This is a genomic window from Blautia wexlerae (genome assembly GCF_013300825.1).
GTDB lineage: Bacteria > Bacillota > Clostridia > Lachnospirales > Lachnospiraceae > Blautia_A > Blautia_A wexlerae_B.
This window is the reverse complement of the sequence record NZ_JAAIMY010000019.1, coordinates 38,206-63,120: the sequence shown is the minus strand read 5'-3', so window position 1 is coordinate 63,120 and position 24,915 is coordinate 38,206. Positions and strand designations below refer to the sequence as shown.

At 37.6% G+C, this 24,915-nt stretch carries 25 protein-coding genes and 1 tRNA gene; 3 read left to right on the top strand and 23 right to left on the bottom strand.

Translation table 11 applies throughout. From position 1 onward, the window contains the following. Window positions 1–44: 44 nt before the first annotated feature. The 5 genes from G4417_RS10815 to bsh form a co-directional block, all read right to left on the bottom strand. Window positions 45–470 (bottom strand): MarR family winged helix-turn-helix transcriptional regulator, encoded by a 426-nt coding sequence (locus tag G4417_RS10815; RefSeq protein ID WP_006858455.1) that lies wholly within the window; start codon window positions 468–470, stop codon window positions 45–47. A gap of 1 nt (window position 471) precedes the next feature. After that, entirely contained in the window at window positions 472–1,836 is a 1,365-nt protein-coding gene (locus tag G4417_RS10810) for a citrate/2-methylcitrate synthase (RefSeq protein ID WP_173683449.1), read from the bottom strand. Between the two features lie 254 nt (window positions 1,837–2,090). After that, complete coding sequence (cls, locus tag G4417_RS10805; protein WP_173683448.1) at window positions 2,091–3,650, bottom strand: cardiolipin synthase; 1,560 nt, start codon at window positions 3,648–3,650, stop codon at window positions 2,091–2,093. 35 nt (window positions 3,651–3,685) lie between these two features. Beyond that, complete coding sequence (locus G4417_RS10800) at window positions 3,686–4,366, bottom strand: GTP pyrophosphokinase (RefSeq protein ID WP_005360232.1); 681 nt, start codon at window positions 4,364–4,366, stop codon at window positions 3,686–3,688. Window positions 4,367–4,404: 38 nt separating this feature from the next. Continuing rightward, the gene (bsh, locus tag G4417_RS10795; protein WP_173683447.1) at window positions 4,405–5,382 is read right to left on the bottom strand and encodes a choloylglycine hydrolase; all 978 of its coding nucleotides are present in this window, start codon (window positions 5,380–5,382) and stop codon (window positions 4,405–4,407) included. Between the two features lie 221 nt (window positions 5,383–5,603). Here bsh and G4417_RS10790 point away from each other — a divergent pair, with 221 nt between their 5' ends. Continuing rightward, on the top strand, window positions 5,604–6,257 hold the full coding sequence (locus G4417_RS10790; RefSeq protein WP_173683446.1) for a CpXC domain-containing protein: 654 nt from the start codon (window positions 5,604–5,606) through the stop codon (window positions 6,255–6,257). A 178-nt stretch (window positions 6,258–6,435) separates the two neighbouring features. Here G4417_RS10790 and G4417_RS10785 read toward each other — a convergent pair whose 3' ends face one another. From G4417_RS10785 to G4417_RS10775, 3 genes are read right to left on the bottom strand one after another with little or no spacing between them, the layout of a single operon-like run. After that, complete coding sequence (locus G4417_RS10785; RefSeq protein ID WP_173683445.1) at window positions 6,436–6,978, bottom strand: flavodoxin family protein; 543 nt, start codon at window positions 6,976–6,978, stop codon at window positions 6,436–6,438. Between the two features lie 2 nt (window positions 6,979–6,980). After that, window positions 6,981–7,571: a sugar O-acetyltransferase gene (locus G4417_RS10780; RefSeq protein ID WP_173683444.1), complete on the bottom strand. Its 591-nt coding sequence runs from the start codon at window positions 7,569–7,571 to the stop codon at window positions 6,981–6,983. Window positions 7,572–7,573: 2 nt separating this feature from the next. Continuing rightward, window positions 7,574–8,572 (bottom strand): alpha/beta hydrolase, encoded by a 999-nt coding sequence (locus G4417_RS10775; RefSeq protein WP_173683443.1) that lies wholly within the window; start codon window positions 8,570–8,572, stop codon window positions 7,574–7,576. Between the two features lie 119 nt (window positions 8,573–8,691). Between G4417_RS10775 and G4417_RS10770 the strand changes: the two genes are divergently transcribed. After that, on the top strand, window positions 8,692–9,129 hold the full coding sequence (locus tag G4417_RS10770) for a MerR family transcriptional regulator (protein WP_055154026.1): 438 nt from the start codon (window positions 8,692–8,694) through the stop codon (window positions 9,127–9,129). A 30-nt stretch (window positions 9,130–9,159) separates the two neighbouring features. Here the strand turns inward: G4417_RS10770 and G4417_RS10765 are convergent, their stop codons facing one another. The 9 genes from G4417_RS10765 to G4417_RS10725 all read right to left on the bottom strand — a co-directional run bounded on the left by G4417_RS10765 (window position 9,160) and on the right by G4417_RS10725 (window position 17,120). Next, window positions 9,160–9,489, bottom strand: coding sequence for an antibiotic biosynthesis monooxygenase family protein (locus G4417_RS10765; RefSeq protein ID WP_062808198.1), 330 nt, complete (start codon window positions 9,487–9,489; stop codon window positions 9,160–9,162). 417 nt (window positions 9,490–9,906) lie between these two features. Then, window positions 9,907–9,980 (bottom strand) — tRNA-Arg (locus tag G4417_RS10760). A gap of 353 nt (window positions 9,981–10,333) precedes the next feature. Continuing rightward, window positions 10,334–11,611 carry an anti-sigma factor C-terminal domain-containing protein gene (locus G4417_RS10755; RefSeq protein WP_173683442.1) on the bottom strand — a complete coding sequence of 426 codons (1,278 nt, stop codon included), beginning with the start codon at window positions 11,609–11,611 and terminating at the stop codon, window positions 10,334–10,336. Next, on the bottom strand, window positions 11,608–12,165 hold the full coding sequence (locus G4417_RS10750; RefSeq protein ID WP_243872125.1) for an RNA polymerase sigma factor: 558 nt from the start codon (window positions 12,163–12,165) through the stop codon (window positions 11,608–11,610). The genes G4417_RS10755 and G4417_RS10750 overlap by 4 nt, the downstream gene beginning before the upstream one ends. Before the next feature lie 300 nt (window positions 12,166–12,465). Continuing rightward, a complete protein-coding gene (locus tag G4417_RS10745; RefSeq protein WP_173683440.1) occupies window positions 12,466–13,341 on the bottom strand; it encodes a DUF3881 family protein in 876 nt (291 codons plus the stop codon). Window positions 13,342–13,373: 32 nt separating this feature from the next. Continuing rightward, the gene (gene serS / locus G4417_RS10740) at window positions 13,374–14,666 is read right to left on the bottom strand and encodes a serine--tRNA ligase (protein ID WP_022379908.1); all 1,293 of its coding nucleotides are present in this window, start codon (window positions 14,664–14,666) and stop codon (window positions 13,374–13,376) included. Window positions 14,667–14,849: 183 nt separating this feature from the next. Then, the gene (locus tag G4417_RS10735; RefSeq protein ID WP_022379907.1) at window positions 14,850–15,368 is read right to left on the bottom strand and encodes a DUF4446 family protein; all 519 of its coding nucleotides are present in this window, start codon (window positions 15,366–15,368) and stop codon (window positions 14,850–14,852) included. Between the two features lie 13 nt (window positions 15,369–15,381). Further along, on the bottom strand, window positions 15,382–16,353 hold the full coding sequence (locus tag G4417_RS10730) for a ParB/RepB/Spo0J family partition protein (RefSeq protein ID WP_022379906.1): 972 nt from the start codon (window positions 16,351–16,353) through the stop codon (window positions 15,382–15,384). After that, window positions 16,353–17,120, bottom strand: a complete 768-nt coding sequence (locus tag G4417_RS10725) for a ParA family protein (RefSeq protein ID WP_022379905.1) — start codon at window positions 17,118–17,120, stop codon at window positions 16,353–16,355. Before G4417_RS10725 ends, G4417_RS10730 begins: the two co-directional genes overlap by 1 nt. Before the next feature lie 368 nt (window positions 17,121–17,488). Here G4417_RS10725 and G4417_RS10720 point away from each other — a divergent pair, with 368 nt between their 5' ends. After that, complete coding sequence (locus G4417_RS10720) at window positions 17,489–18,442, top strand: alpha/beta fold hydrolase (RefSeq protein ID WP_022379903.1); 954 nt, start codon at window positions 17,489–17,491, stop codon at window positions 18,440–18,442. A 262-nt stretch (window positions 18,443–18,704) separates the two neighbouring features. On the opposite strand, the gene G4417_RS17745 is transcribed toward G4417_RS10720, so the two are convergent. From G4417_RS17745 to rsmG, 6 genes are all read right to left on the bottom strand, one after another. Next, on the bottom strand, window positions 18,705–18,791 hold the full coding sequence (locus G4417_RS17745) for a DUF6783 domain-containing protein (protein WP_368197030.1): 87 nt from the start codon (window positions 18,789–18,791) through the stop codon (window positions 18,705–18,707). Window positions 18,792–18,871: 80 nt separating this feature from the next. Further along, window positions 18,872–20,515: a DUF4340 domain-containing protein gene (locus G4417_RS10715; RefSeq protein ID WP_173683439.1), complete on the bottom strand. Its 1,644-nt coding sequence runs from the start codon at window positions 20,513–20,515 to the stop codon at window positions 18,872–18,874. After that, a complete protein-coding gene (locus tag G4417_RS10710; RefSeq protein WP_173683438.1) occupies window positions 20,516–22,000 on the bottom strand; it encodes a GldG family protein in 1,485 nt (494 codons plus the stop codon). It abuts the gene before it with no gap. Between the two features lie 17 nt (window positions 22,001–22,017). Further along, on the bottom strand, window positions 22,018–22,881 hold the full coding sequence (locus G4417_RS10705) for an ABC transporter permease subunit (RefSeq protein WP_055200607.1): 864 nt from the start codon (window positions 22,879–22,881) through the stop codon (window positions 22,018–22,020). A 2-nt stretch (window positions 22,882–22,883) separates the two neighbouring features. Further along, window positions 22,884–23,957, bottom strand: coding sequence for an ABC transporter ATP-binding protein (locus G4417_RS10700; RefSeq protein ID WP_173683437.1), 1,074 nt, complete (start codon window positions 23,955–23,957; stop codon window positions 22,884–22,886). Between the two features lie 233 nt (window positions 23,958–24,190). Beyond that, a complete protein-coding gene (gene rsmG, locus G4417_RS10695; RefSeq protein ID WP_020993346.1) occupies window positions 24,191–24,913 on the bottom strand; it encodes a 16S rRNA (guanine(527)-N(7))-methyltransferase RsmG in 723 nt (240 codons plus the stop codon). Window positions 24,914–24,915: the final 2 nt, after the last annotated feature.

Below are 24,915 nucleotides of genomic sequence, written 5' to 3'. Positions count from 1 at the left end.
TTCTAATATATGAAGGAGCTTTTCTTACTCCGTTGTATTAATCACTATTTTATTTCTTCCATAAGCTGTCGGATTTTTCTCAATGTACACCGTGTAACTGCCAGGTCATCTTCTTGTATATTCGATATGATTTTTTCATAAGCTTCTATCATTTTTTCTTTCTGACAATTACTTAATTCAATTGCCTTGTTCGTCAAAACAAGGTATGTTCTTTCTTTTTTTTCATCTAATTTCCAGATAATATATCCTTTATTTTCAAGACTTTTTACCATCTTAGATGTTTCTGGAATCGATAATTTCATGTATTCTGCCACTTCTGAAAGATATACTCCTTCATGACAGTCTGATTTTTCAACACATTCCTTTATACTATAAAGAAACAAATAATCTGTTCTTTCGACAAATTCAAATATACTTTCAACATTGATGCTCTTTAAAAAAAACTCCTCTGCACTGGTTCCTGCTCCCATATTATCGTTCCTCTCTTTCTATATATTCTTTTTTGCTGACTAGACTCTTATATGCCGGGCGAATGATCTTATCTGTAGTTATCAATTCTTCCAGGCGATGTGCACTCCAACCAGCAATTCTTGCTATCGCAAATAATGGCGTGTACAATTCTCTTGGAATATTCAACATGTCATACACAAAACCACTATAGAAATCTATATTAGGACTTACTCCTTTGAATATCTGACGCTGCTTTGCAATCAACTTAGGTGCAATCTTCTCAATATTGTTATAAAGGGTCATATCTTTCTCACGTCCTTTATCCCTTGCGAGTTGTTCTACAAAGCCTTTGAACACCCTTTCTCTCGGATCTGAAATAGAATATACAGCATGTCCCATTCCATAAATAAGTCCTTTCTGATCAAACGCCTCTTTCTTCAAAATCTTACTCAGATATGATGCAATTTCCTCTTCGTCTTCATAATCTTTCACATGACTTTTAATATCATCCATCATATTCATTACCATCAGATTTGCACCGCCATGTTTTTTTCCTTTTAAGGATGACATTGCTGCTGAAATAACAGAATAAGTATCTGAACCTGAAGATGTTACTACCCGTGTAGTGAATGTAGAATTGTTACCACCACCATGTTCCATATGTAACAATAATGCTATATCCAGTACTCTTGCTTCCAGTTCTGTGAATTTTGTATCTGGTCTTAATAGGCGCAGGAAATTTTCAGCAATAGATAAATCTTTTTCAGGTCTATGAATATACATACTTTCGTTTTTTTCATAATGACAATAAGCATGGTATGCATATACTGCTAACATAGGAAATGCTGCGATCAACTGCATACTCTGCCTTAGCACATTCGGAATTTCAAGACTTTCTTTTTCCTTATCGTAAGAGCCCAATGTAAGAATACTTCGAGTCATAGAACCCATAATATCTGATGTAGGTGCTTTCATAATGACATCTCTGGTAAAGTTAGTCGGTAGTTCCATACAATCAGATAGTCTTCCCTGAAATTCCATTAACTGTGTATCAGTTGGCAATTCTCCGAATAAAAGAAGATATGCTCCTTCTTCAAAGACAAACCTTTTTCCTTTACTTCCTGTTACTAAATCTTTTATATTATAACCACGATAAGATAACTCGCCATCACATGGACTCTTTACTCCATCACGATATTCAAAAGCTTTTATATCAGAAATATTTGTAAGCCCCGTCAACACACCTTGGCCTTTTTCATCTCGTAAGCCTCTTTTTACACCATACTCTGAATACAGATTCTTACTAATGCTATCATTTTGTTCACAAAAAACTGCTTGCTGTTTCATATAATTTTCCAAATTGCTCATTTGAATCGCTCCTTTCATTCTGTTACGAACTTACATACTATACTCAGATATTCTTGTTTCCAGTGCATTCAGCATTGTCTGTTCTTTTTCTTATTCTTATTCATTAGCAATACAATACAATGGAAAACTCAATTTAACCTCAACAAGGTTTGTTTTTTCATCCATGCAAAATCTTCTTTGTACAACAGACTGTTAGATATAGCAAAAACGGCCTTTCAAAAACAGTTAACTTCTAAATCAACTGTTTTTTGAAAGGTCGTTTCATCAGATTCTTATAGCAATCCAGCAAATAATCTCATAAATAATTGTCCCAGTCGCAAATATGCACTTCGTCCGGTTTGATATTGGTCTGTCACATCACGACATTCTCCCATCGTTCTTATCAGATCATTTTTTATTTCCACAACTGCCTGACAATCTGCCATAAAACAGCCGTTTTCAAAATGGTGATATAAACTTCGATAATCCAGATTAATTGTTCCACAAGTTGCCATACAGTCATCTGCCACACTCATTTTTGCATGACAGAAACCAGGAGTCCACTCATAAACACGAACACCATGTTTAACTAATCCATGATAAAAAGAACGAGTTATATTATAAATGAATTTTTTATCAGGGATACCAGGTGTGATAATTCTTACGTCTATCCCTCGCTTAGCAGCCAGACATAACGCATGCGTCATTTCATCTGTTATGATTAGATATGGAGTCATAAACCAACAATATTTTTCAGCTTTATTTATCATACTGATATAAACTTCTTCTCCTACTTGCTCATTATCCATAGGGCTGTCTGCATAAGGTTGAACAAACCCAGTTTGCTGTGCCGCATAATCATAGTGGAAAAGGTATTTACTAAAATCAGAATCATTAGCATCCTTATCACTTACTGCATTCCACATTTCCAAAAATGTCACCGTAAGCGACTGAACAGCATCTCCTTCTAAACGAATACCTGTATCTTTCCACTGTCCATACGGGTGTGTGTAATTAAAATATTCGTTTGCTAGATTATATCCACCTGTAAATCCGACTTTTCCATCAATAACTGTTATTTTTCTATGATCACGATTGTTCAAAAACAGATTTAAACCTGGCATAAACGGATTGAATACACGGCAATGAATTCCTATTGCCTCCATCTTTTTCACAAAATCTGTGTTAATAAAGCCTATAGAACCCATATCATCGTAGAATACTCTAACTTCCACACCTGCTTTTACTCGCTCTTCCAGAACATCTTGAATCTTATGCCATGCTTCAGCGTCTTCTATCGCATGATATTCCATAAAGATAAACTTCTGTGCTTTCTCCAAATCCTTAAGCTGTGCCTCTAATCCTTTCACTGCTTCATCAAAATACACAATATCCGTATTCTGATAGATTGGATACTGCGAATTTCTTTGTATGTAACTTGCTATATTTCCTGCTTTCGGAATTGTTTCTTTTATTTTGCTCAAACACTCCTGACTGTCCGGAAGCATTGGTAACAATTTGCTATCAATTTCTGCATATCGCTCACGCATTTTATGTGTGCCACCATTCAAACCAATCAACAAATACAGGCCTACACCCATAATTGGGAAAATTAGAATTAAGATGACCCAAGGCATTTTCATAGAGGATGTCTTATTTGATGCGTACAATCCCAAAACCAAGATCCCACTCAAAATCCTTGTAAATAAATTTATGATTTCTGCATATTCATTCAAGCGTGTTACGATAGTAATAATAAAAATCACTTCCAGAAGAATGCAGATTATGGAAAAACACAGCCGTTTTACCCCATTTTTTGTTTTTGCTTTGCCCTCTAAAGTATCTTGTTTCATATATATTCCACCTTCCTACTTGCTCAGTTTTCTCCCTAAATTTCGTGGAACATACCAATTTTGTCTTTTATTCTCTGCATTTCATTATCTGCTTCAATGATAGCTCTTGCAGAATGAAGTAATTCTTCACTTATCTCATCATAGCCAGGCATTTCTTCAATTCCTTTTTTATAGCGAAGTTGATGTTCCAATGTTGCCCAGAAATCCATACCATTGGTTCGAATCTGTAATTCTACACGCATAGGTGTTTTACCCTTAGCAAAAAATACTGGTATTTCAACAATCATATGATAGCTTCGATAACCATTCGATTTTGGATTTTTTATATAATCTTTTATTTCAATAACTTTAATATCATCCTGTTGGGTAATCAAATCTGATATCATATAAATATCGTCAATAAACGCACAAACTATTCGAACGCCTGCTACATCATTGAGATATGTCTGTATATTTTCTGTTGTAAATTCATATCCCATCTTCTGCAATTTATCGTAAATACTATTGGGCTGCTTAATTCTTGTTTTTATAAAAGAAATAGGATTTCGATTGTTCTCAACTGAAAATTCATCATCCAAAACCTCAAGTTTAGTTTGTATCTCCCTAATAGCACAACGATACATCATCATTAAATTATAAAATTTTGTAGCATTATTTAAAAACTGTAGTGATTCCGGACTGTTCATCCTGAGTTTTTTTACTTCATCTTTTGTCATGGAACTTTCCTTTCTACCTCATCCCTGATTTCAAAACATTATTTATTTTGATAGTTGATTCGTTCTCCTTGAATTACTGGATAACAAATCATTTTATCACTATCCAGATTTTCTACATGCATATCTACTGCACTGATCTGATGGTTTTCATAAGTATTGTAATAATAAATACCTTTTGTAACATTACAACACGACGTATACAATGTGATTTCATATTTTCCATCCGCTACTTCGCAACATCCTCGTTGCTGATCCACAGATCCGAGAATGTGGAAGAATTGGCTAACGCTTTCTTCCTCTGATTCACCTGAAATTGCATTTACCTTTGTAAAAGCTACACGTACAAAGCGTGAGGAAGATGAGAGATCTCCCGGAAGACCTAATCCTCCCATACCTCTACTATATGCATCAAGAGCCAAATTTTCGCAGAAAGTATTTCTGGGCTGTTTAGGAGATAAATACATATAATTATTTAGTTGAAACATCTGCTGTGGAAATGGCGGATTATTCGTAAGCACTCCTACTGGATTGTCATAAATATGCAAACCATCTGACATAGATTCTACCGTAATTGACTCATTCTCATCAGAAATGATCCAGTGTAATTGTGCTAATGGTAATTGCTCGCTGAAAGGAGTATTAACAATATTAATTCGTTCAAGAAGCTCGCGAACTTCAACTAAAGAAGAACACTGACTTAAAATCCACGGAATAAATTCAAACTGTGCAATATTTTCCACATCTGACTTAATCGCGGCATAAACAGCATTTCCGACAAAATTCAGTCCTGCCATTGCCACTCCTTTTTCATTCATAGCATCATAATACAAAGGATAATCCTCTGCAACATGAGCCATTCCAATAATTGCATAATGATTTTTCATATCGCCAACATGGCGAAAATTAAACGCATAATTACGTGGTATAATTACTATCTGATCACCATAAGAGAATTCATAATCGAGGGTTCGTCCAAAGTAAAAATCTTTTGTTTTATAAGTTGCTGCTGTACACATGATCGTTTATCCTCCTAAATAGATTGAAATATGTCAATGAGTTTTTTTCTTGAACAATAGTATAGCACAATCTTTTATTCTGTTCCAACTTCATACATGATCATAACATGTAAACTTTAAACTATAGAGATACAGAGCAATTTTCTGGCGAAATAATAGCGGATAAGATTATTCTACAATAGAAAAACTATAGATTTATCTCACTAAAAGGGGGATTATTTATGTCAAAACATCATATTGAAAAGGTAACTTGTCCTTCCTGCCATCATGAGGGGGATTTTGAGCTCTGGGACAGTATTAATACTGCACTGAATCCTGAAATGAAAGAGAAGGTACTTAATCAATCTATTTTCCTTTATACCTGCCCGAGCTGTGGAGAGACCTTTCGTTTAAACTATCCTACACTCTATCACCAGATGGAAGATCTTATCATGATTTATCTGGTTTCTGAATCAGAAGCAGAAAAGACATATGAAATGTTTTATGGTGAAAATGCTTTGTTTGATTTTCGTACTGAAAAATATTTAGCCCGAATCGTAACGTCACCAAATCAGCTCGTTGAAAAGATACAGATTTTTGATGCAGGTAAAGATGACAGGATAATGGAACTTGTTAAATTACTTGCGACAGATTCTATTCTCAAAAATGATCCTGATAAAGAATTTGATGAACTGCGCTTTGCTGTCGATGCCGACGGAACAAATATTCTTGTAATCATTAATAAGGGTGAGATCACTGGTGCAGTTGACATTGACAATATGTATGAATTTGCTTCTTCACACTGCGATGATTTCAAGGATCTCCGAGATGATGAGGACATTGTTATCAATCGGGAGTGGATTCTTAACAAACTTGCCGAAGCAGAAAACGAATAGTATATTTGGTGGCTACACCCCCAAGCCCCTGTGGAATCAATAACGCCGGTACTGGATATCAAAATCCCGCACCGGCGTTATTGATTGTAATTATCTCTTTTTTCTAATCATAGAATGACTGATTATCAGCCCTACACATCTTGAAGTTATGGATTTTCTTGTAGCGACAACCAACAAATTATAATTCCCTTCCAAGTTCATATGCTTTCTTCATCACATCCACATGGCTTGCAGCTGTATTTGCGTCATCAATTCCACCGCCACTTACGATGCCTTTTAAGGAAGCCTTTTCAAAACAGTCTACCCATCCCTGCAGACCATTGTAGGCTTTTTCAAATGCACTTTCATCATTCTCAGCGGCAGTTGCAATCATATAAATATCTCTGAATGAATAATCTGTCGAATATAACGGATTCAATCTATCAAGAAGTGTTTTCATCTGGCCGCACATCTCATAGTAATAAATTGGTGTTGCATAGACAATGACCTCTGCATCCTTTACCTTTGCCATAATATCTGCAACATCATCCTTCAATACACACATTCCAGTCTTCTGACAGGATAAACAACCGATACAATATTTGATATCTTTTCCTTTCAAAGAAAGCAGTTCCACATCATGCCCCACTTCTTTCGCTCCCTTCGCACACTCATTTGCAAGCATATCAGAATTGCTGCCTCCTCGAAGACTTGTCGATATGATCAATACTTTTTTTGCCATGATTAAATTTCTCCTTTTTCAGTGTCTTTTTTAACCTTCCGTATAACTTTCGCAGGCACTCCTGCCGCAATCATATTGGCCGGAACATCTTTTGTTACAACTGCTCCGGCTGCAATGATCGAACCTTCACCAATTGTAACCCCTGGAAGAACCGTCACATTTGCTCCAAGCCATACATTTTTTTCAATGTGAATCGGCTGAAATATCATACTAGCTCTTTTCTCGGGATCTTCCATATGATTGATCGTTGCCAGTACTGCATTATGTCCGATCAGAGTTCCATCCTCTATAAAAATACCACCCTGATCCTGAAACTTACATCCTGCATTAATAAAAACATTTTTGCCTATATGGATATTTCGCCCACAATCCGTATAAAACGGAGGAAACATTCCAAAACTTTCATCTATTTTTTGTCCGGTAAGTTCCGACATAAGCTGTATAATTTCTTCTTTTGTATGATATTTGTTATTCAGCTCCATCGTTATCTTTAATGCCCTTTGAGACAGCTCATGCATAACCAGATGTTCTTCACTTCCACCATCTACGATATATCCGGGCTTCATATTACTCAAATATTCTTCACACGTCATAATTAACCAACTCCGTTTTCTTTAAAAAATTTCTGAATTTTGTCAAATGGGATCACATCCGGATTATCGTATAGATCTGTATGAACAGCTCCCGGAATTATCAGCAGTTCTTTATTGGATGTGTACTTGCTGTTCTTAATCATATTTTCATAAGCATCTTTTCCAAAATAATAGCTGTGTGCTTTTTCTCCATGAATGATAAGGACTGCACTTCTGATTTCATTACTGTACTTTAATATTGGCTGATTCATAAATGACATACATCCAATACTGTTCCAGCCATCATTTGAATTCAGACTCCTTTTATGATAACATCTGCCTTTATAATACTCACTGTAATCTTTTACGAAGAAAGGTGCATCTTCCGGAACCGGAAGGGGAACACAACCACCGCCTCTTGAATATTCGCCTTTACGGTATTCTTCTGTCCTAAGGGTATTCAGTGACTGTTTCTTTGCATAACGTGCTTCTTCACTGTCCTCAGAATCAAAGTATCCATTCACATTTACTCTTGTCATATCATACATGGTAGAAGCAACGGTTGCTTTTATTCTTGTATCCAACGCAGCTGCGTTAAGAGCCATTCCACCCCAGCCGCAGATTCCAATGATTCCTATTTTATCCAGATCCACATCTTCCCGAACAGAAAGGAAATCAACAGCAGCCATAAAATCTTCTGTATTAATATCTGGAGAAGCCATAAATCTTGGATAGCCTCCACTTTCCCCCGTAAAAGAAGGGTCAAATGCAATCGTTAAATATCCTCTTTCAGCCATTGTCTGTGCATATAATCCGGAACACTGTTCTTTGACTGCCCCAAATGGTCCGCTTACGGCAATCGCAGGATATTTCCCAGATGCATTTTTCGGTTTATACAAATCTGCGGCAAGTGTGATTCCATAACGATTTACAAATGTCACTTTCTTATGGTCTACTTTTTCACTCTGTGGAAAAGTTTTATCCCATTCAGATACCAGCTTTAATTTTTCTGTTTTTAACATATTTAACATCCTCCATATGCAAAATTTCTTGTAATTACACTAACAATAGTATATGATATAAATATCTTACAACCTAAAGTTAACTTTAGGTCAAGCATAAATTTGAAAGAAGGTTTTTTATGTATACAATCGGTCAGGTCTCTGCAATGTTTAATCTTCCTGTTTCTACATTAAGGTATTATGACAAGGAAGGCTTTTTCCCTAATCTGGAACGCAAAGGAAATATCCGTTATTTCAGCGATAATGAATTAGAAGCACTTCGTATCATTGAATGTCTGAAGAAATCCGGTCTTGAGATAAAAGATATAAAGCAATTTTTTATCTGGGTATCTGAAGGCAGCTCCAGCTATGAAAAAAGGAAAGAATTATTTGAAACCAGAAAATCAGCTGTTGAAACTGAAATTCAGGAACTTCAAAAAACTCTCTCCCTCTTAAAATTCAAGTGCTGGTATTACGAAACAGCAATGAAAGATGGTAACGAAGATGCTATAAATGCCATGTTGCCTGACAAACTTCCAAAAAATATACAGAAACTATATGATAAAGGGCATGACTGATTTTTGCTTTCTCCATCAAACTGGAAGTTGTCAATTTCTTATATATTTTTGATCAGTGTCAGGAATCGTATCTTCTGACCGATATCGCTCTACTTTCATGTGAAGATTATATTTATCTCTTAACTCCGCAATCTTATTCATCATGGGTGATTGATGGTGAAAGTCAATGCTCTCTTGATTTTCCCAACTGTCAATCAGTAGCACAGTTTCCTCATCTCCCAGAGGGAAAAAATAATCATATCTAATGTTCCCCGCTTCATTTCTAATTGCATCAACAGTACCGCTTGAAATCATCTCCTTTGCAAATTTTCGCGCAGAACCATTTTCGCCGGAATAATATATATTAACAACTATACTCATTATACTTTCCTCCAAATTCCAGTTTGCACCTCAAATCCTTTTCTTCATTCTATCACAGCATCTATTATTCCGCCATCAGTCTTTCAAACCAGGTATCCATGACGATGATAAACTGGCTTGCTCAGCTAATTTATGTTTGCAAGTTTGGGAGAGATTGTTTCTTTTCCCGCCTTTTCTCTGATTTGCATCCCCAAATAAGGGGTGACAACAGAGCGGAACCCAAATGTTAGCTGGACTTCCTAAAACCCATGTTTGCAAACCGGTGATTTTGATTAGCTGTCAGCTAACAAAAATCGGATTGCGTTAGCTGGAAATTGATCATTTTGAATGGAATTTTGTGTCACGAACGTGATTTGAAAATAACAAAAGCGTTCGTTGTCAGCTAATCCAGCTAACATTTTCGAACGCTTTGAAGCCCGTCGCCAAGAGGATTTGAACCTCCGACCCCTCGCTTAGGAGGCGAGTGCTCTATCCAGCTGAGCTATGACGACACATGCCGCAAACCCTTGATTTTACTGGGTTTCTGGAATTTTTCCCTTCGGCCATATATTAGATTATCAGCTCTTTTACAAGCTGTCAATCACAGATTTTTCTGGGTTGTTTTTTTTCTCAGAGAAATACCCCTGCTCTCTTTATAGAGACGAATACTATATCTAACTGAACTATGAGAATTCCTAACCCATAGCTATGATTTTACTATATCTAAAGAAAAATTACAAGCATAATCTATGCTTCTCATTTTAAATTTTACATTCAGAAAAATATTCACAATCCGCTTCGCTGCTTACCTGATTTGATTAAAAAAGTGCAGAAATATCTCTTCTGATATATCTGCACTTCTTTCTTAATTTTGTAGTATTGTCTGGACATAGGACACCATATCTTGTTTATATAATTCGAGAAGATTCTTTTTCTTTGCATAAACTGCAAAGCCATGGATCTTCAGCCCATTTTTCTTTACGTAGTTAATCATATCCTGGTATCTGTTCGGAGAATCCGTCGTCTGTCCCATCATTGAAATAATGTCGTCATAATCCTGAATGTAGGAAAGCATGCTGATAAAATGAGTCTGCATAGTTTCTTCGTCTGTCACATCCACATCATGACAGATATCTGTATTATCCAGAAACGACAGATACGGATATTTCTCTCTGTCCCAATTCATGCTCATCCCCGACGGATACGGGCAAAAGCCAATGTTTGGTTCCACACAGTAACCATCCGCGTCTTCCGTATGAACTGCACACCAGAGTTCTCCCCATTCCAGTTCTTTATCATCAGACAGCTTCTGATACCACTCAATAAAATCTCTGTAATCCACAATATCATTTATGGAAACATAGGCAAGATACCAGTCGTTATCATTGTATTCTGCGATTGCATCTTTGGAATCCTGAACGCTTTCCTCCTTACGCATTTCTGTGTCTACTTTAGTTTCTTTTCCATTTTCATCCACTTCCCACGCCTCCCATGCGGTCGTATCTCCCGGAAGATAAAACTGCATAAGTGGTCTGCTCAATATGTTATTGTCATAAAAAGTAAGGTTTCCTCGCACCAAACGTCCGCTGACAGAAGTGAATTTTCCAGTCCAACTAAAAGTCTGCGGAATGATAATATCGTATTCACCATACCCTCTCGATACCGCACTGACCTGACTACGATGATTACCCGGCAAAAACAGCTCAGAATAAACAGAAAGATCCAAATCCATTCTGGTCGTAGTCATTTCTTCATATTTACCAACTACTTCATTGGGATTATAATAAAAATCTGACACGGCCTTTGGAAGGATAAATACAGCACATAAAACAATTACAAGGACAGCTACTCCTACAATTATTCCCATTTTAATAAAAGCCTTGCGGATTGACCACCTGATTTCTTTTATAAATTGCCTGTTGATTTCATCTTTTTGATTGTTTTTCTGTCCTGATAACCATTCTTCATTTTCCGGATTCTCTGCATTCTCACTTTCCAGATCAGAAAATTCTGGTATCTCACCTTCTTCATAGAGAAATTCACTGATTGCGTCTTGTTTTTCAATAGATGCTTCAACTTCTTTTTTTCTAACATCGTCCAATTTTCCCTGTTTATATAAGTTCAGTAACTCACGATACGTCATTGAGATTCCTCCTTTCTACACTCTTCCAGATATTTTTTTAATTCTTTCCTTGCCCGGTATGCAAGCACCCGTACATTTTCCAACGTGATATGTAAAACTGCCGCGATTTCTTTCTGTGTCATTCCGCCAAAATACTGCATCTGAATGATTTCCCGCTTCTTTATATCCAGTCTGCGGATTGCCTGATAAAGCATTCGCCTGTCTTCTTCCTCGAAAATTTTTTCAGGCAGACCTTTCTCCGTTTTTTCTTCTAAAGGATACATCTGTTCATCCATCAGAATCTCCCGTGATTTCTTTTTCTGTTGATTATAGAACAAGTTTCTCGCTACCATATAGAGCCATGCCCGCATATTGCCATGTCCGTCCGGCAAGGCCAGAAGTGCTTTCAGGAAGGTTTCATGGAGCAAATCTTCTGCCAGATGTCTATCCCCACAAAGTGAATACAAATATAAATATAATTCTTTCTGATAAAGGCTGTAAAGCTTTAATAAGATTTGATTATCCACTTCTATCATTCCCCCTTCCTTGATTTTTGCGCCGGATACACCTTTCATATCTGTTTTGTTTCCAGTTTTTTATCTCTTTCACTAATATAACATCTATAAACGAAAAATGTTACAAATAAATCAACACATAGAAAGTACATCTCCCTTTACTTCCAGAAATGTGGTATCTTCTGGATTTCCGGTGTTTTCCTGTATATCTTCATTCCATTTCTGTTCTGTACGTCTTATAGCAATCCTCGTAAATAATGCATTTAAGACAGTTCAGCAGAGTTCGAAGTACTATGACACAAAAAAAGCATGGGCGAAGTACTCTCGTCCATGCTATCATTCTAAACATATCTTTTAATTTTAATAGTGCAACTGTCCCTGGAGCCATATGATTCCTTTGAATCTACGTCCGATCTTTGGCTCCCCCAGCAAATCATTCTTATTGATACAAACATCAAACTGCATATCATTACAGTCTAATGTAAGCTGGCAGATTTCTTCTCCTGTTATAATGTTCTTGAATGTCATAAAATCCAGAATCTCACCCATGACACTATATTGATCACATTCAATCCCATATGGCATGAAATAGGAATCCACTATTGAAAAAATATCGTCTGTAACTATACGCTGAGAAATCATGGAATATGTATCCATATCCTCCATTGTAAGGCTTTCCATTGCATCTTCATCACCGTTTCTGGCGGCTGCAATGAGATGATTTCTGTTCTTTGTCAGTTCACGTTCTGCTTTTACTGCTTCTTTATCTTTCTCTACAGGAAAAAGGATTTTTCCTTCCCTGGCCAGCCCGGAAAGGGTTAAAGACTGGCCACCCGGAAGTATGTTGCCTTTTTCACGCTGTTGCAGATACTCAGCAGCATTCTGAAGATAAAAAATTAAAGTAACCCCAATTCTCAGATCGTCACAGGCACCTGCAAAAGATTCTTTGTCTGCGTGTCTTTCTATCACAACACTCTCATGTGTTGTAATGCCTGTTCCGCGAAAAAAAGGAAAATAATAATCCGGATAAAATACGTTGTTTTCATCATACTGCCCGCAGACAGTAATTCCACAATCGCATCCATAATTCTTGGAAAACTCTGCAAACATACCATCCGGATAGTTCTCTATGACTGTTTTCTCGTCATAGGTTTCAACCACATCCGTAATGATCTGTCTGATACTGCTTCTTTTGGTGATCCTGGAAAAACCAACTGCCCTCAGATAACTGTGCATAAGAACACCTCCCTGAAAAAGCTCACCCTCCATTAAGCGTGCTTTTTCTCAATCTTTGTCATACCACCCATGTATGGCTGCAGAGCTTTCGGAATATTTACAGAACCGTCTGCATTCAGGTTATTCTCCAGGAATGCGATCAACATTCTGGGCGGTGCTACAACAGTATTATTTAATGTATGTGCAAGATATTTCTTACCATCTTTTCCGTTTACACGGATCTTAAGACGACGTGCCTGTGCATCACCAAGGTTTGAACAGCTTCCTACCTCGAAATATTTCTTCTGACGTGGAGACCATGCTTCTACGTCAAGAGATTTTACTTTCAGGTCTGCCAGGTCACCGGAGCAGCACTCAAGTGTACGAACCGGAATATCCAGAGAACGGAACAGATCTACTGTATTCTGCCATAATTTATCAAACCACATCGGACTCTCTTCCGGTCTGCAGACAACGATCATTTCCTGTTTTTCAAACTGATGGATACGATAAACACCTCTCTCCTCAAGTCCATGAGCACCTTTTTCCTTACGGAAACATGGAGAATAGCTTGTAAGAGTTTTCGGAAGTTCTTCCTCAGGAATGATCTGATCAATAAATTTACCGATCATGGAATGTTCACTTGTTCCGATCAGGTATAAATCTTCACCCTCAATCTTATACATCATGGCATCCATCTCAGCAAAACTCATTACACCTGTTACAACATTGCTTCTGATCATGAAAGGAGGTACACAGTAAGTAAAACCTCTGTTTATCATGAAATCACGTGCATAAGAGATTACTGCAGAGTGAAGTCTTGCGATATCTCCCATTAAATAGTAGAAACCATTTCCCGCAACACGTCTTGCACTGTCAAGATCGATTCCATCAAAGTTTTCCATAATTTCTGTATGGTATGGCACTTCAAAATCCGGAACAACCGGTTCACCAAACTTCTCGATTTCTACGTTCTCGCTGTCATCTTTACCAATCGGTACAGATGGATCAATGATATTCGGAATTACCATCATATCTTTGAGAAGTTCTTCCTCTACTTCTTTCTCTCTTGCGGAAAGTTCTTCAATACGGTTTCCGGAAGCAGCTACCTGTTTCTTTACTTCTTCAGCTTCTTCTTTCTTTCCCTGTGCCATCAGTGCACCAATCTGTTTGGAAATTTTATTTCTCTCTGCACGAAGAGCTTCTACTTCCTGTTTAATTTCTCGGTTCTCTCTGTCCAGCTCCAGAACTTTATCCACTAATTCCAGTTTATTATCCTGAAATTTGTTGCGGATATTCTGTTTTACAACTTCCGGATTTTCTCTCACAAATTTAATATCTAACATCTTGTTCCTCCTGAAATGTTCTATTACATTATGTAATGATGTCAGGGTGAAATCTGGCAAAAACTTTTCCCCTGATATCAATTTATCATATCATGTGCATTCCTGCACAAAACAGATTCTTTCTTAGTATGCTCTTGTTTTCAGATTTTAAACATTACTGTTCACAGTAACTTTTAAACAGCTTTATTCTTCAATATTATCCAGTCCAAAATTCACTGCCTTACGAAGTGCCTCTACCTCTTCCTGGCTGAGCATAACATAGGATTCACCTTTTACAATTTCTTTCATATACAAAAAGCAATTGTCCCGGCTGTGTACTGCATTTAAGATAAGGCCTGTATTCTCTTTGTCCAACAAAGCCAGGGCAAAACTTAACTTTCCCCCTACATCATCAAATGCGTCATACTTTTCTACACCATATTTACTAAACATTTTATCAAGATTCTTTTTGATAAAAAGAAGATCATGATCATGTTCTTCCTTCGCATCATAGAGCTTGTCTATCTGAGCGAATTTTCTAACGAATACTTTTTCCAGAGACTGTGCATCTGAACCCTTCATGAAGGTCTTATATTTACGTTCCAGACGGCTCAGGCGCATATTCATACTGATATTCCTTACCAGCAGGAAGATAGTAAGAATCAGCAGTATAATAATGATGATCCCGGAATCAATTCCAAGGCTTTCAAAAATGCCACTCATATTACTGTCACTCCTAACCAATGGATTCGAAAAGATCTATGATTCTTTCCAGTTCATCCTTGGAATAATATTCAATTTCAATTTTACCTTTGTCATTTTTCTTTCTGTGTATCTGGACTCTGGTACCCATGATACTTTTCATTTTTTCTTCCAGACTCTCATATATTGCATCCTCAGCAGAGCTGAATTTGCTCTTCTTTGCTGTTTTTGGCGGTTCCAGCATACGTTTTACAAGTGCTTCTGTTTCACGAACACTTAATTTCTCGTCAAAAATTTTCATTGCAATTGATTCCTGCTTTTCCTTATCTGCTATCGAAAGGATTGCTCTGGCATGACCGGCAGTAATCATCTCATCAATCAGCATCTGCTGCACTTTTTCACTGAGTTTGAGAAGTCTCATTGCATTTGTAACTGCTGTTCTGCTCTTCCCTACACGCTCTGCGATTTCGTCCTGTTTCAGATGAAATTCATCAATCAGTCGTTTATACGCCATTGCTTCTTCCACAGGATTTAAATCTTCCCGCTGAATATTCTCAATCAGGGAAATCTCTACTAATTCCTGTTCAGAAAATTCTTTAACAATTACAGGAATCTCTTTCAGTCCGGCAAGTTTTGCTGCTCTCCATCGTCTTTCACCTGCGATTATTTCATAATAGTCCTTTTTATCGGACACAAGAAGTGGTTGAAGCACTCCGTACTGTTTAATGGATTCTGACAACTCAAGTAACGCATCTTCATCAAACTGTTTACGTGGCTGATTCACATTAGGTTCAACGCTTGATATTTTTACTATCATTGCTGTTTTCTTATGCCCGATTGTGCTTCTGTTACTTTCTTCCGTTGTATCATCTGTTGTCTTTTCAGGTACTACCGTTTTATTCTCTGTCTTAACTGTTGCTTTCTTTACAGATTCTTTGACAGCAGACTTCTTTTCCGGAAACAGTGCATCTAATCCTCTGCCAAGACCATTCTTTCTGCCTGCCATTAATTATCCTCCCTGTTGAGCACTTCCTCAGCTAAAAGTCTGTAGCTCTCTGCTCCTGCCGATCTGGGATCATAAATTGTTATGGGCTGGCCATAGCTTGGAGCTTCCGCTAATCTTACGTTTCTCGGAATAATTGTTTTGTATATATTCTGATTAAGATTTTCTTTGACATTCTCTACTACCTGCAAAGACAGATTTGTTCTTGCATCATACATAGTAAATACTACACCTTCTATTTTCAGGCGTTTATTTAGTCTATCCCTGACAAGATCAATCGTATGAATCAACTGTGAAAGTCCTTCCAAAGCATAGTATTCACACTGGATAGGCACTAATACAGATGTGGCTGCGGTCAGTGCATTGATTGTCAACATATTTAAAGATGGTGGACAATCCATGATTATATAATCATATTTGCGCCGAAGTTTATCTGTGATTCCTTTTAATATAAATTCTTTATTATCAATGCCTACTAATTCAATCTCTGCGCCGGAAAGATTAATATTAGATGGGATCAGATCCACATTCTCAACAACATCTTTTACAATCGTATCTTTCGTCTCAGCCTCACCGAGCAGAAGTTCATACAGTGTATTCTCTACAGAATTCTTATCAACACCAAGCCCACTGGTTGTGTTTCCCTGTGGATCTATATCAATTGTAAGAACTTTTTTCCCTTTTTCCGCAAGGCAGGCTGAAAGATTAATTGCAGTTGTTGACTTTCCAACTCCACCTTTCTGATTGGCAACTGCTACAATTCTTCCCAACTTCATTCCTCCTTTTAGTATATAGCAGATTTATTATAACACTTTTATTCTAATCCTGCCACATAATGTTTCACGTGAAACATAAAAAAACAGATTATTTTTAGTATAAATATTGTATATTTTGTGATGATTGCCATTTTCTCTCCCTGTCAGTCCATATGGTTCTTTTTCTGTTTTTTCAATACTTGAACCGAATCAGGTAAGTCCTCTGCGGAGGTCGCAAAAAAGCAATAAACAGTAACTGCTCAACAATCTCTCCACTATATTCACGTCATATTTTCTTGTAAAACAAACAGTATCGCGGTATAATATGTGTATATAATTTTAGCAGGCTAATCACTTGTTATGCTTGATAAAGGAGGCCGAAAATGAGTAAAAACAAGCACAAATTTTTTACATTTGCTGCTCTGATGACCGGCGCAACTGTTGCTGTTCATTTCATTAACCACACGATTGCTACTGCTGCACAATTAAAACAGATGCTCCACATTTCTAATGACAATTACTTTGAATGGCGCTTTGGGAACATTTATTATACTAAAAAGGGAACTGGTTCACCGATTCTTTTGATTCATGACACTTTACCCGGAGCTTCCGGATATGAATGGAACAAAATTGAAGATGAACTGGCAATTGACCATACAGTATATACTGTTGATCTGTTAGGATGCGGACGTTCAGACAAATCCAGCATTACCTATACAAATTTTGTTTATGTTCAGATGATCAGTGATTTTATCAAAAAAATAATTGGTCAGAAAACAGATGTGATTACAAGTGGCTTCTCAGGCTCTTTTGTTACTATGGCCTGTCACAATGAGAAAGAACTTTTTAACAAAATCATGTTGGTGAATCCTCCCAGCCTGACTCAGTTAAAACAGATGCCAAACAGAAAGGATCGTCTGTTAAAAGCAGCTCTGGAAATTCCGATTTTCGGAACTCTGGTTTATCATATGATCGTATCACGTGATAATATAAATAATCTTTTTATCGAAAAGATGTATTATAATCCATTCCATGTGGATAATCAGATGTCAGATGCTTATTATGAAGCAGCTCATAAAGGTGGATATTATACCAGATTTTTGTACTCCAGTCTTGCAGCTAAGTATATGAATGTAAATATCTGTCATGCACTTAAGGCACTGGATAACAGTATTTATATTGTTGAAGGTGAAACGGAGCCGAACGGAAAGGCTGTCACTGATGATTATTGTGCCTCCAACCCGGCTATTGAAGTTTCTGTTCTCAAAGAAACGAAACATCTTCCACATGTTGAAGCACCGGAAGCATTTCTTGAACAGGTTAAAATCTTCTTTTAATCCTTATATATAACTATTGTTTTAAGCCAGAGTGAAAATGAACTGACAAGTTGATTCTTGGGACAATCTTGAAGGATAATTTTTTATTTCAAGTCGGAAAAAGGCGACGTTGCGTTGACTCTAGTACATCGTTTTCGAAATAACTATACCACTCACTTGTCTGCAAATCCGAGTGCACAGGTCTAAAAGCCTCAGCGTAGCCCGCTACGCCTGCGTTTTTAGACCTGCACACTCGAATCCGCATCCTACGCGATTGGTATAGTTATTTACGAAACGATGTACTAGCAACCGAATTCGGACAAAATATACCGCAAAGTGGGGCGGATAGATTGTGGGAATAATTTTTCAAACACGCTCTAATACAACAAAAAGCGGAGCAGACATATGGAAAAAATTCTATATGCCTGCTCCACTTTTTTATAGATTCTTTTACTCTTCTATGCTCTCACTTGACGTATCTGTTAAATCTGATTTAGTATCATCTGTCGTTGCTTCTTCTGAATCCGTCTCACCTGAATTATCTTCTTCTGTTCCGGCAACTGATTCAAATGCTGTGAACAGTTCTTTTACATTCATCTTATTTACGAGATATACTTTATTATCCACCACTGCCGCATAATAGTTTGTATCGTAGCTATAGTATGCAACTTCCTGTGTATCACCGTCTTCTTCTGTAAATGTAGCTGTCAGTTCTGCATCACCGTCAGGTTCATATTTATCTGTCAGACGTTTCTGAGCCGTCATGTTGATCAGTTTATTGTAGAATGTTGTAAATGTTGTTTCATCCAGATCAGAACCATTCAATTTATAGGTAACTGTTTCTGTATCATTTCCGTCATCGTCAGTGGATGTTTCACGTGAAACATTTACTTTATAATCACTGCCCTGATAATTTACTTTGAGACTTTCGAGGTTATTTAAAGATACATAACTTACTGTCATATCCCAGAAGTCTTCTTCTGATTTATCAGTGAGCGCGGACAGAGTATCTGTTGACATCGTATAGACTTCATTGCTGTCATTTACCATGACATATCTGTTGCTGTCATCCGTTTCATTTCCAACAAGAATTGTAAGCTGCTTATCTGCCATCTTAGTTTCTTCTTCCGAAGAATCCTCATCGTCTGATTCTGTATCCTGTTTAGCATCGTCACTGTTTTCTTCCGCAGATGAAGCATCTTCATCTGCTGCCTCACTGGAAGCTGTCGTATTATCCTGTGTGTCATCATCAGCAACTTCTTCCTGGTAATCTACTATGATTGTTGCATATGGTTTATCCAGACCATATTTGCTCTTGTCGTCGCATTTATAATCTGCAAGTGAACTATATGCCATGCTTCCGAATGAGGATACCAGAGAACTTACGGTAGCTGAGTCTGCTTTTTCTTCATCCTCGCTGCCTTTTACTGACCAGATACTTGTATCTTCGTCTTTTGATAATTCATAGGAATTATCGCCGTCTACAGAAATTTTTGTAATGGTATCTGTATTGGAAATTGCAGGGAAATCTTCCATCTGCGCATAATCATTCAATGATTTGGTAAACGGCTCTACGCAGGAAGAATCTATCAGGTATACTGTCTTCTCATCATCATCTTTTCTTACATAATACTGACTGGTGGAGGAATTTTCATCTCCCACATACAGTGTAGTTGTTATGTCATCGCCATCTTCCTCATCAGATTTTGTTACAATCTTAATCGTGTTTGACGGAGAATCCAGACCATATTCTGAAAGATCATCTACGTCCTCCAGAACTCTGTCCGAATCGACAGATGCAATAGCAGATGCTGCACTGTCCAGAGTAGTCTGATTTACCGGAAAATCTGTTTCGTCTTTCTTTACCCAGCTGTCATCATCTTTTTCAAATGTTGTCTCTGTATCATCAACCATAAAATCCAGAGATTTAATGTTATCTGTTGATGCAGTAAATACAGTTGTGCTTTCTTCAGAATCTTCTTCGGATTCTTTCTGCTCCTGATGGGCTACGTAGGTTTTTACACCTACGTAAGCCCCGCAGCAGACACCAAGAACTACAACTGCAAGAACCATTTTTACAGTTTTATTCTTCATTTAAGCTTTTCTCCTCTTCATCCAGACTGCAAACCCTACAACAAGGAAGAATCCAGGAATCAGACCGATGGTGCAGATCTTCCAGAATGCAGCATCATAGTCTGTAAGTGTCAGATAAGATACAGACAGGCTCTTGGATGGGATAGATACGGTTGCACTGTCTTCTGTGTCTGTCATCCACTTCAGGGATTCGATGATCAGCTTCTCATTTCCGCCGGATACCATCTGATTTACCTGTGATTCCATCAGATTGGAAGTTGAATAGTATACGATCTGCGTTTCTTTGTCATCATCCAGAGTCTCTGTGATGCTTACTCCCAGATCAAACGGGCCAGTTTCGTCTCCGTCTTCTTTCTCCAGAGTATCACTGTTCAGATCTGTCTTGGAATATGCCTGATCTGATGTGGTAAGAATACTGTTAATCGTTACGGTATCTCTTACATCATCCATTTTTCTGATTCCCTGTGCATATGGTGCAAGTACATAATATCCTCCGGAAACAGTCTCAGAGCTTGCATCTGTGCTGTTTATAGTCGGAACCAGATAATATGGCATCTGCATTGCATAATGCTGATTATCACCTTCAAATACGATTCCAGCTTCTCTCTGAACACCATAGTTTTCCAGAACTGCATCAAAGTTTGGCATGTCTTCTGTTGTATAATCAGAGAAAATCATCGCCTTTCCGCCATTTTCAAGATAATCAATAATAGCAGTCTTTTCATCTTCTGAAATATCTGTGGACGGGGAATCAATGAACAGGCAGTCTGCATCATCCGGAACACTTCCCTCTGTAAGAAGATTCAGAGACTGAATATCCATATTTGCTTTCTCGATATCTTCTTTGATAGTAGAATCCATCTCCTTCTCACCATGTCCCTCGAGTGTATAAAGAATCGGGAGATCTTCGGATGTTACATATCCAATCGCACTTGTGATCTGACCTTCACCGTCGAAACCAGTGGTCTGAGAGCTGTAGGTCTGATAGTCCATTGTACTCTCATAGATATTGTTGTAATCAATGACTTTATTTCTGTCACCGCATACAACGATCAAACTGTTTGCAGAAAGATCATCACTTGTATATTCTGTTACAAATTTAGGATTTACTACAGGATCCTTCTGCTCTACTTTAATATGCTTGGATTCATCTTCATATTTCTTAAGCAGATTGGTAATATTCTCATCTTCAGAACCGCTCTGTGCAATCTGATAAATTGTTACGTCCTTGTCCAGATCTTTCAGCATTGCTTTTGTATCATCACCAATACTGTAGAGTTTCTGGCTGCTGATATCAATTTCTGAATATTTGGACGGAATCGCATTTACGATCATGTTGAGCACTACAACTACTGCAATAAATATCACTGACATAACCATTGTGTAAGAGCCGTTTTTGATATGCTTCTTACTGATGGTGCCAATCAGTTTCTTTTTGTCAAATTTTTTATGCTTATTATTTTTCATCTTTTCTTTCAGTTTCATTTTCTTTCACCTCCCCACTAATTCCAGCGTCTCTTCAAAATAGACTGTGTTGTAAGGAACAGGCATACTGCGATCACAGAAAGAAAATATACAATTCCTTTTATATCAAAGATGTTACTTGTAAAATTATCAAAGTGTCCGCTCAGATTAAACACATCCAGGACTTTCTGAATACCGCCCTCAAAAATACTGGATTTTACTACATAAATAATAATCAGTGCCACTTCTCCGATCACACCGATCACTGCTGAGATCAGAATATTCTTGATCATGGTATAGATAATGATGGCTGCTGCCAGGATCAATAACCCAAATGTCACGCATGTCGACATAGATGTCTGAGAGAAGAATGAAGAAATACCATTCATCATGTAAAATGCAAATAAGAAAACAAATGTGAGTACCGCTGCAATTACCTGGCTCTCAGTTAATGCTGACATAAATACACCGATTGCAATATTTGCACATCCCAGGAGAAAGAATCCCAGGACTGCTGTATATGCAGATGCAAACTCTACTGTGCCAAACTTGGACATAATCAGCGGATAAGTACACATAACTGCCATCGGAACAGCAAATACAGTTACCAGTGCAAGATATTTACCTATTACAATACCGCTCACAGAAACCGGTGCTGTCAGAAGCAGCTGATCTGTTTTCTGTTTTCTTTCCTCTGCAAGTACACGCATAGTCAAAATCGGTACTCCGATCAGGAATGCAAAGGTAATTGCACTTAAGGTGTATTCAAATTTCGGATATGTTGCTGAAAGCTGGTATGCTGAAAAATAAATACCTGTCAGTACAAGAATGAAAAAGATAAATAAATATCCTACCATGGATGTCAGGTAACTTTTCAGCTCTCTTTTATATATAGCTGTCATGGTTATTTCTCTCCCCCTTTATCATTATTCTGTTCTTCCGGTATTTCTGCTGATGTCTGTTTTACGTTTGTCTCGTTTGATTTACCGGCATCAGTATCTTTATCTTCAGGTGTATTTGGGACTTCGTCTGCAGATATTGGTTTATCGGATGCAGTAAGTTCAAGGAAGATTTCCTCCAATGATACTTTCCTGGACTTCATCTCATAGATTGGGCTGTTAATCTCCGACATTTTGTAGAATACTTTTTCCCGAATGTCATTCTGCTCTTCTGTTGAAACTTTCACACTCCAGAGATTCTGTTTCTCATCTTTTTCCATTGTTACGCTGTTGACTCCCTCGATTCCCTCGAGAGCCTGCCTGATCTGTGTTTTTTCACCTTTAATAAGCATCTCCAGAGTGTTGGATCCCTCTGCAAGTTTTCCAAGATTCTCAGGAGTATCGCTTGCTACCAGTTTTCCATGAGAAATGATCAGCACGTAATCGCATACCGCGCTTACTTCAGAAAGTATATGCGAGCTGAGAATAACGGTATGTTTCTTTTTTAATTCTTTAATTAAGGTTCGGATTTCAATAATCTGTTTAGGGTCAAGACCTACTGTCGGTTCATCCAGGATGATCACCTCCGGATACCCCATAATCGCCTCAGCAAGACCAACTCTCTGTCTGTAACCTTTTGACAGGTTCTTGATCAGACGATTTCTCATGTCTGAAATCTTTACCATGTCCATGATTTCTTCGATCATGTTTGTTTTTTTATCTTTTGGAATTTTCTTGAGATCTGCCACAAATTTCATGTATTCCAGGACAGTCATATCAAAATAGACCGGCGGCTGTTCAGGCAGATAACCGATACATTTCTTTGCCGCTTCCGGTTCTTCGAGGATATCGTGTCCGTCAATTTTGACGGTTCCTTCGGTGGATGCAATATATCCGGTTATCATATTCATTGTAGTGGATTTTCCTGCACCGTTTGGTCCCAGAAATCCGTAGATTTTGCCTTTCTCTATTTTAAAGGAAAGGTGGTCAACTGCCGTATGGTCACCATATCGTTTAACCAGATTGTTTACTTCAATCAATGTGTTCTCCTCCTCTTAATTTTTGCCAAAATAAAATATAGAAAATGTCCCCAGGTGAAACAGAGAATGGGGGAACCCGAGGACATCTCTATAAAAATAGTTTATGATGAAGTTGTGATGAAATTAGGATAAAAGTGTGATTATTCTGTGATGTTTGTTTGAAAAAAATAGCTGTCCCGAAATCTCGGCATTTTTTGCCAGAAGATTTCATGAGACAACTATACATAGATTTATTATGACAATGGTTCTTTTAATGGTGTTCCTGCTTTACGCGGATACTTTCCAGGTGTAGATTTTTTCTTATTTATAATGACAAGAGATCGATCAATCTCGGAGTCCGGCAATTTAAAGTATGTGATGTCTTTCACCTGACCACCGAGGATATTGATTGCTTTCTCTGCTTCTTCTGCCTCTTCCTGTACAGTTCCTGATTTATAGGAAATGAAAGTTCCTCCTGTCTTTACATAAGGAAGACAATATTCTGACAGAGTTGCAAGGTTTGATACTGCCCTGGATACACAGAGATCATATTTCTCACGATACTCTTTATTTTTTGCATACTCTTCTGCTCTTCCATGAATCGCCTTAATCCCTTCTAATCCAAGAAGCTCAAAACTTTCCTCAAGGAAGTTTACCCTCTTTTTCAGAGAATCCAGCAGACATGCCTCCAGATGTGGAAAAGCAATTTTCAAAGGCACACCTGGAAATCCGGCACCTGTACCGATGTCCATAATTGTTTTTACTTTTGTCATATCAATGGCTTTTACACAGGCAAGACTGTCAAGAAAGTGCTTTGTGAGTACTTCCTCAAACTCAGTAATACCTGTCAGATTCATAACCTTATTTTTTTCTACCAGGAATTCATAAAACTGGATAAACTGATTCTTCTGCTTCTGGCTCAGCTCTATACCCAGTTCTCTGCATCCATTTTCCAATGTCGTCAGATTATACGGCATGT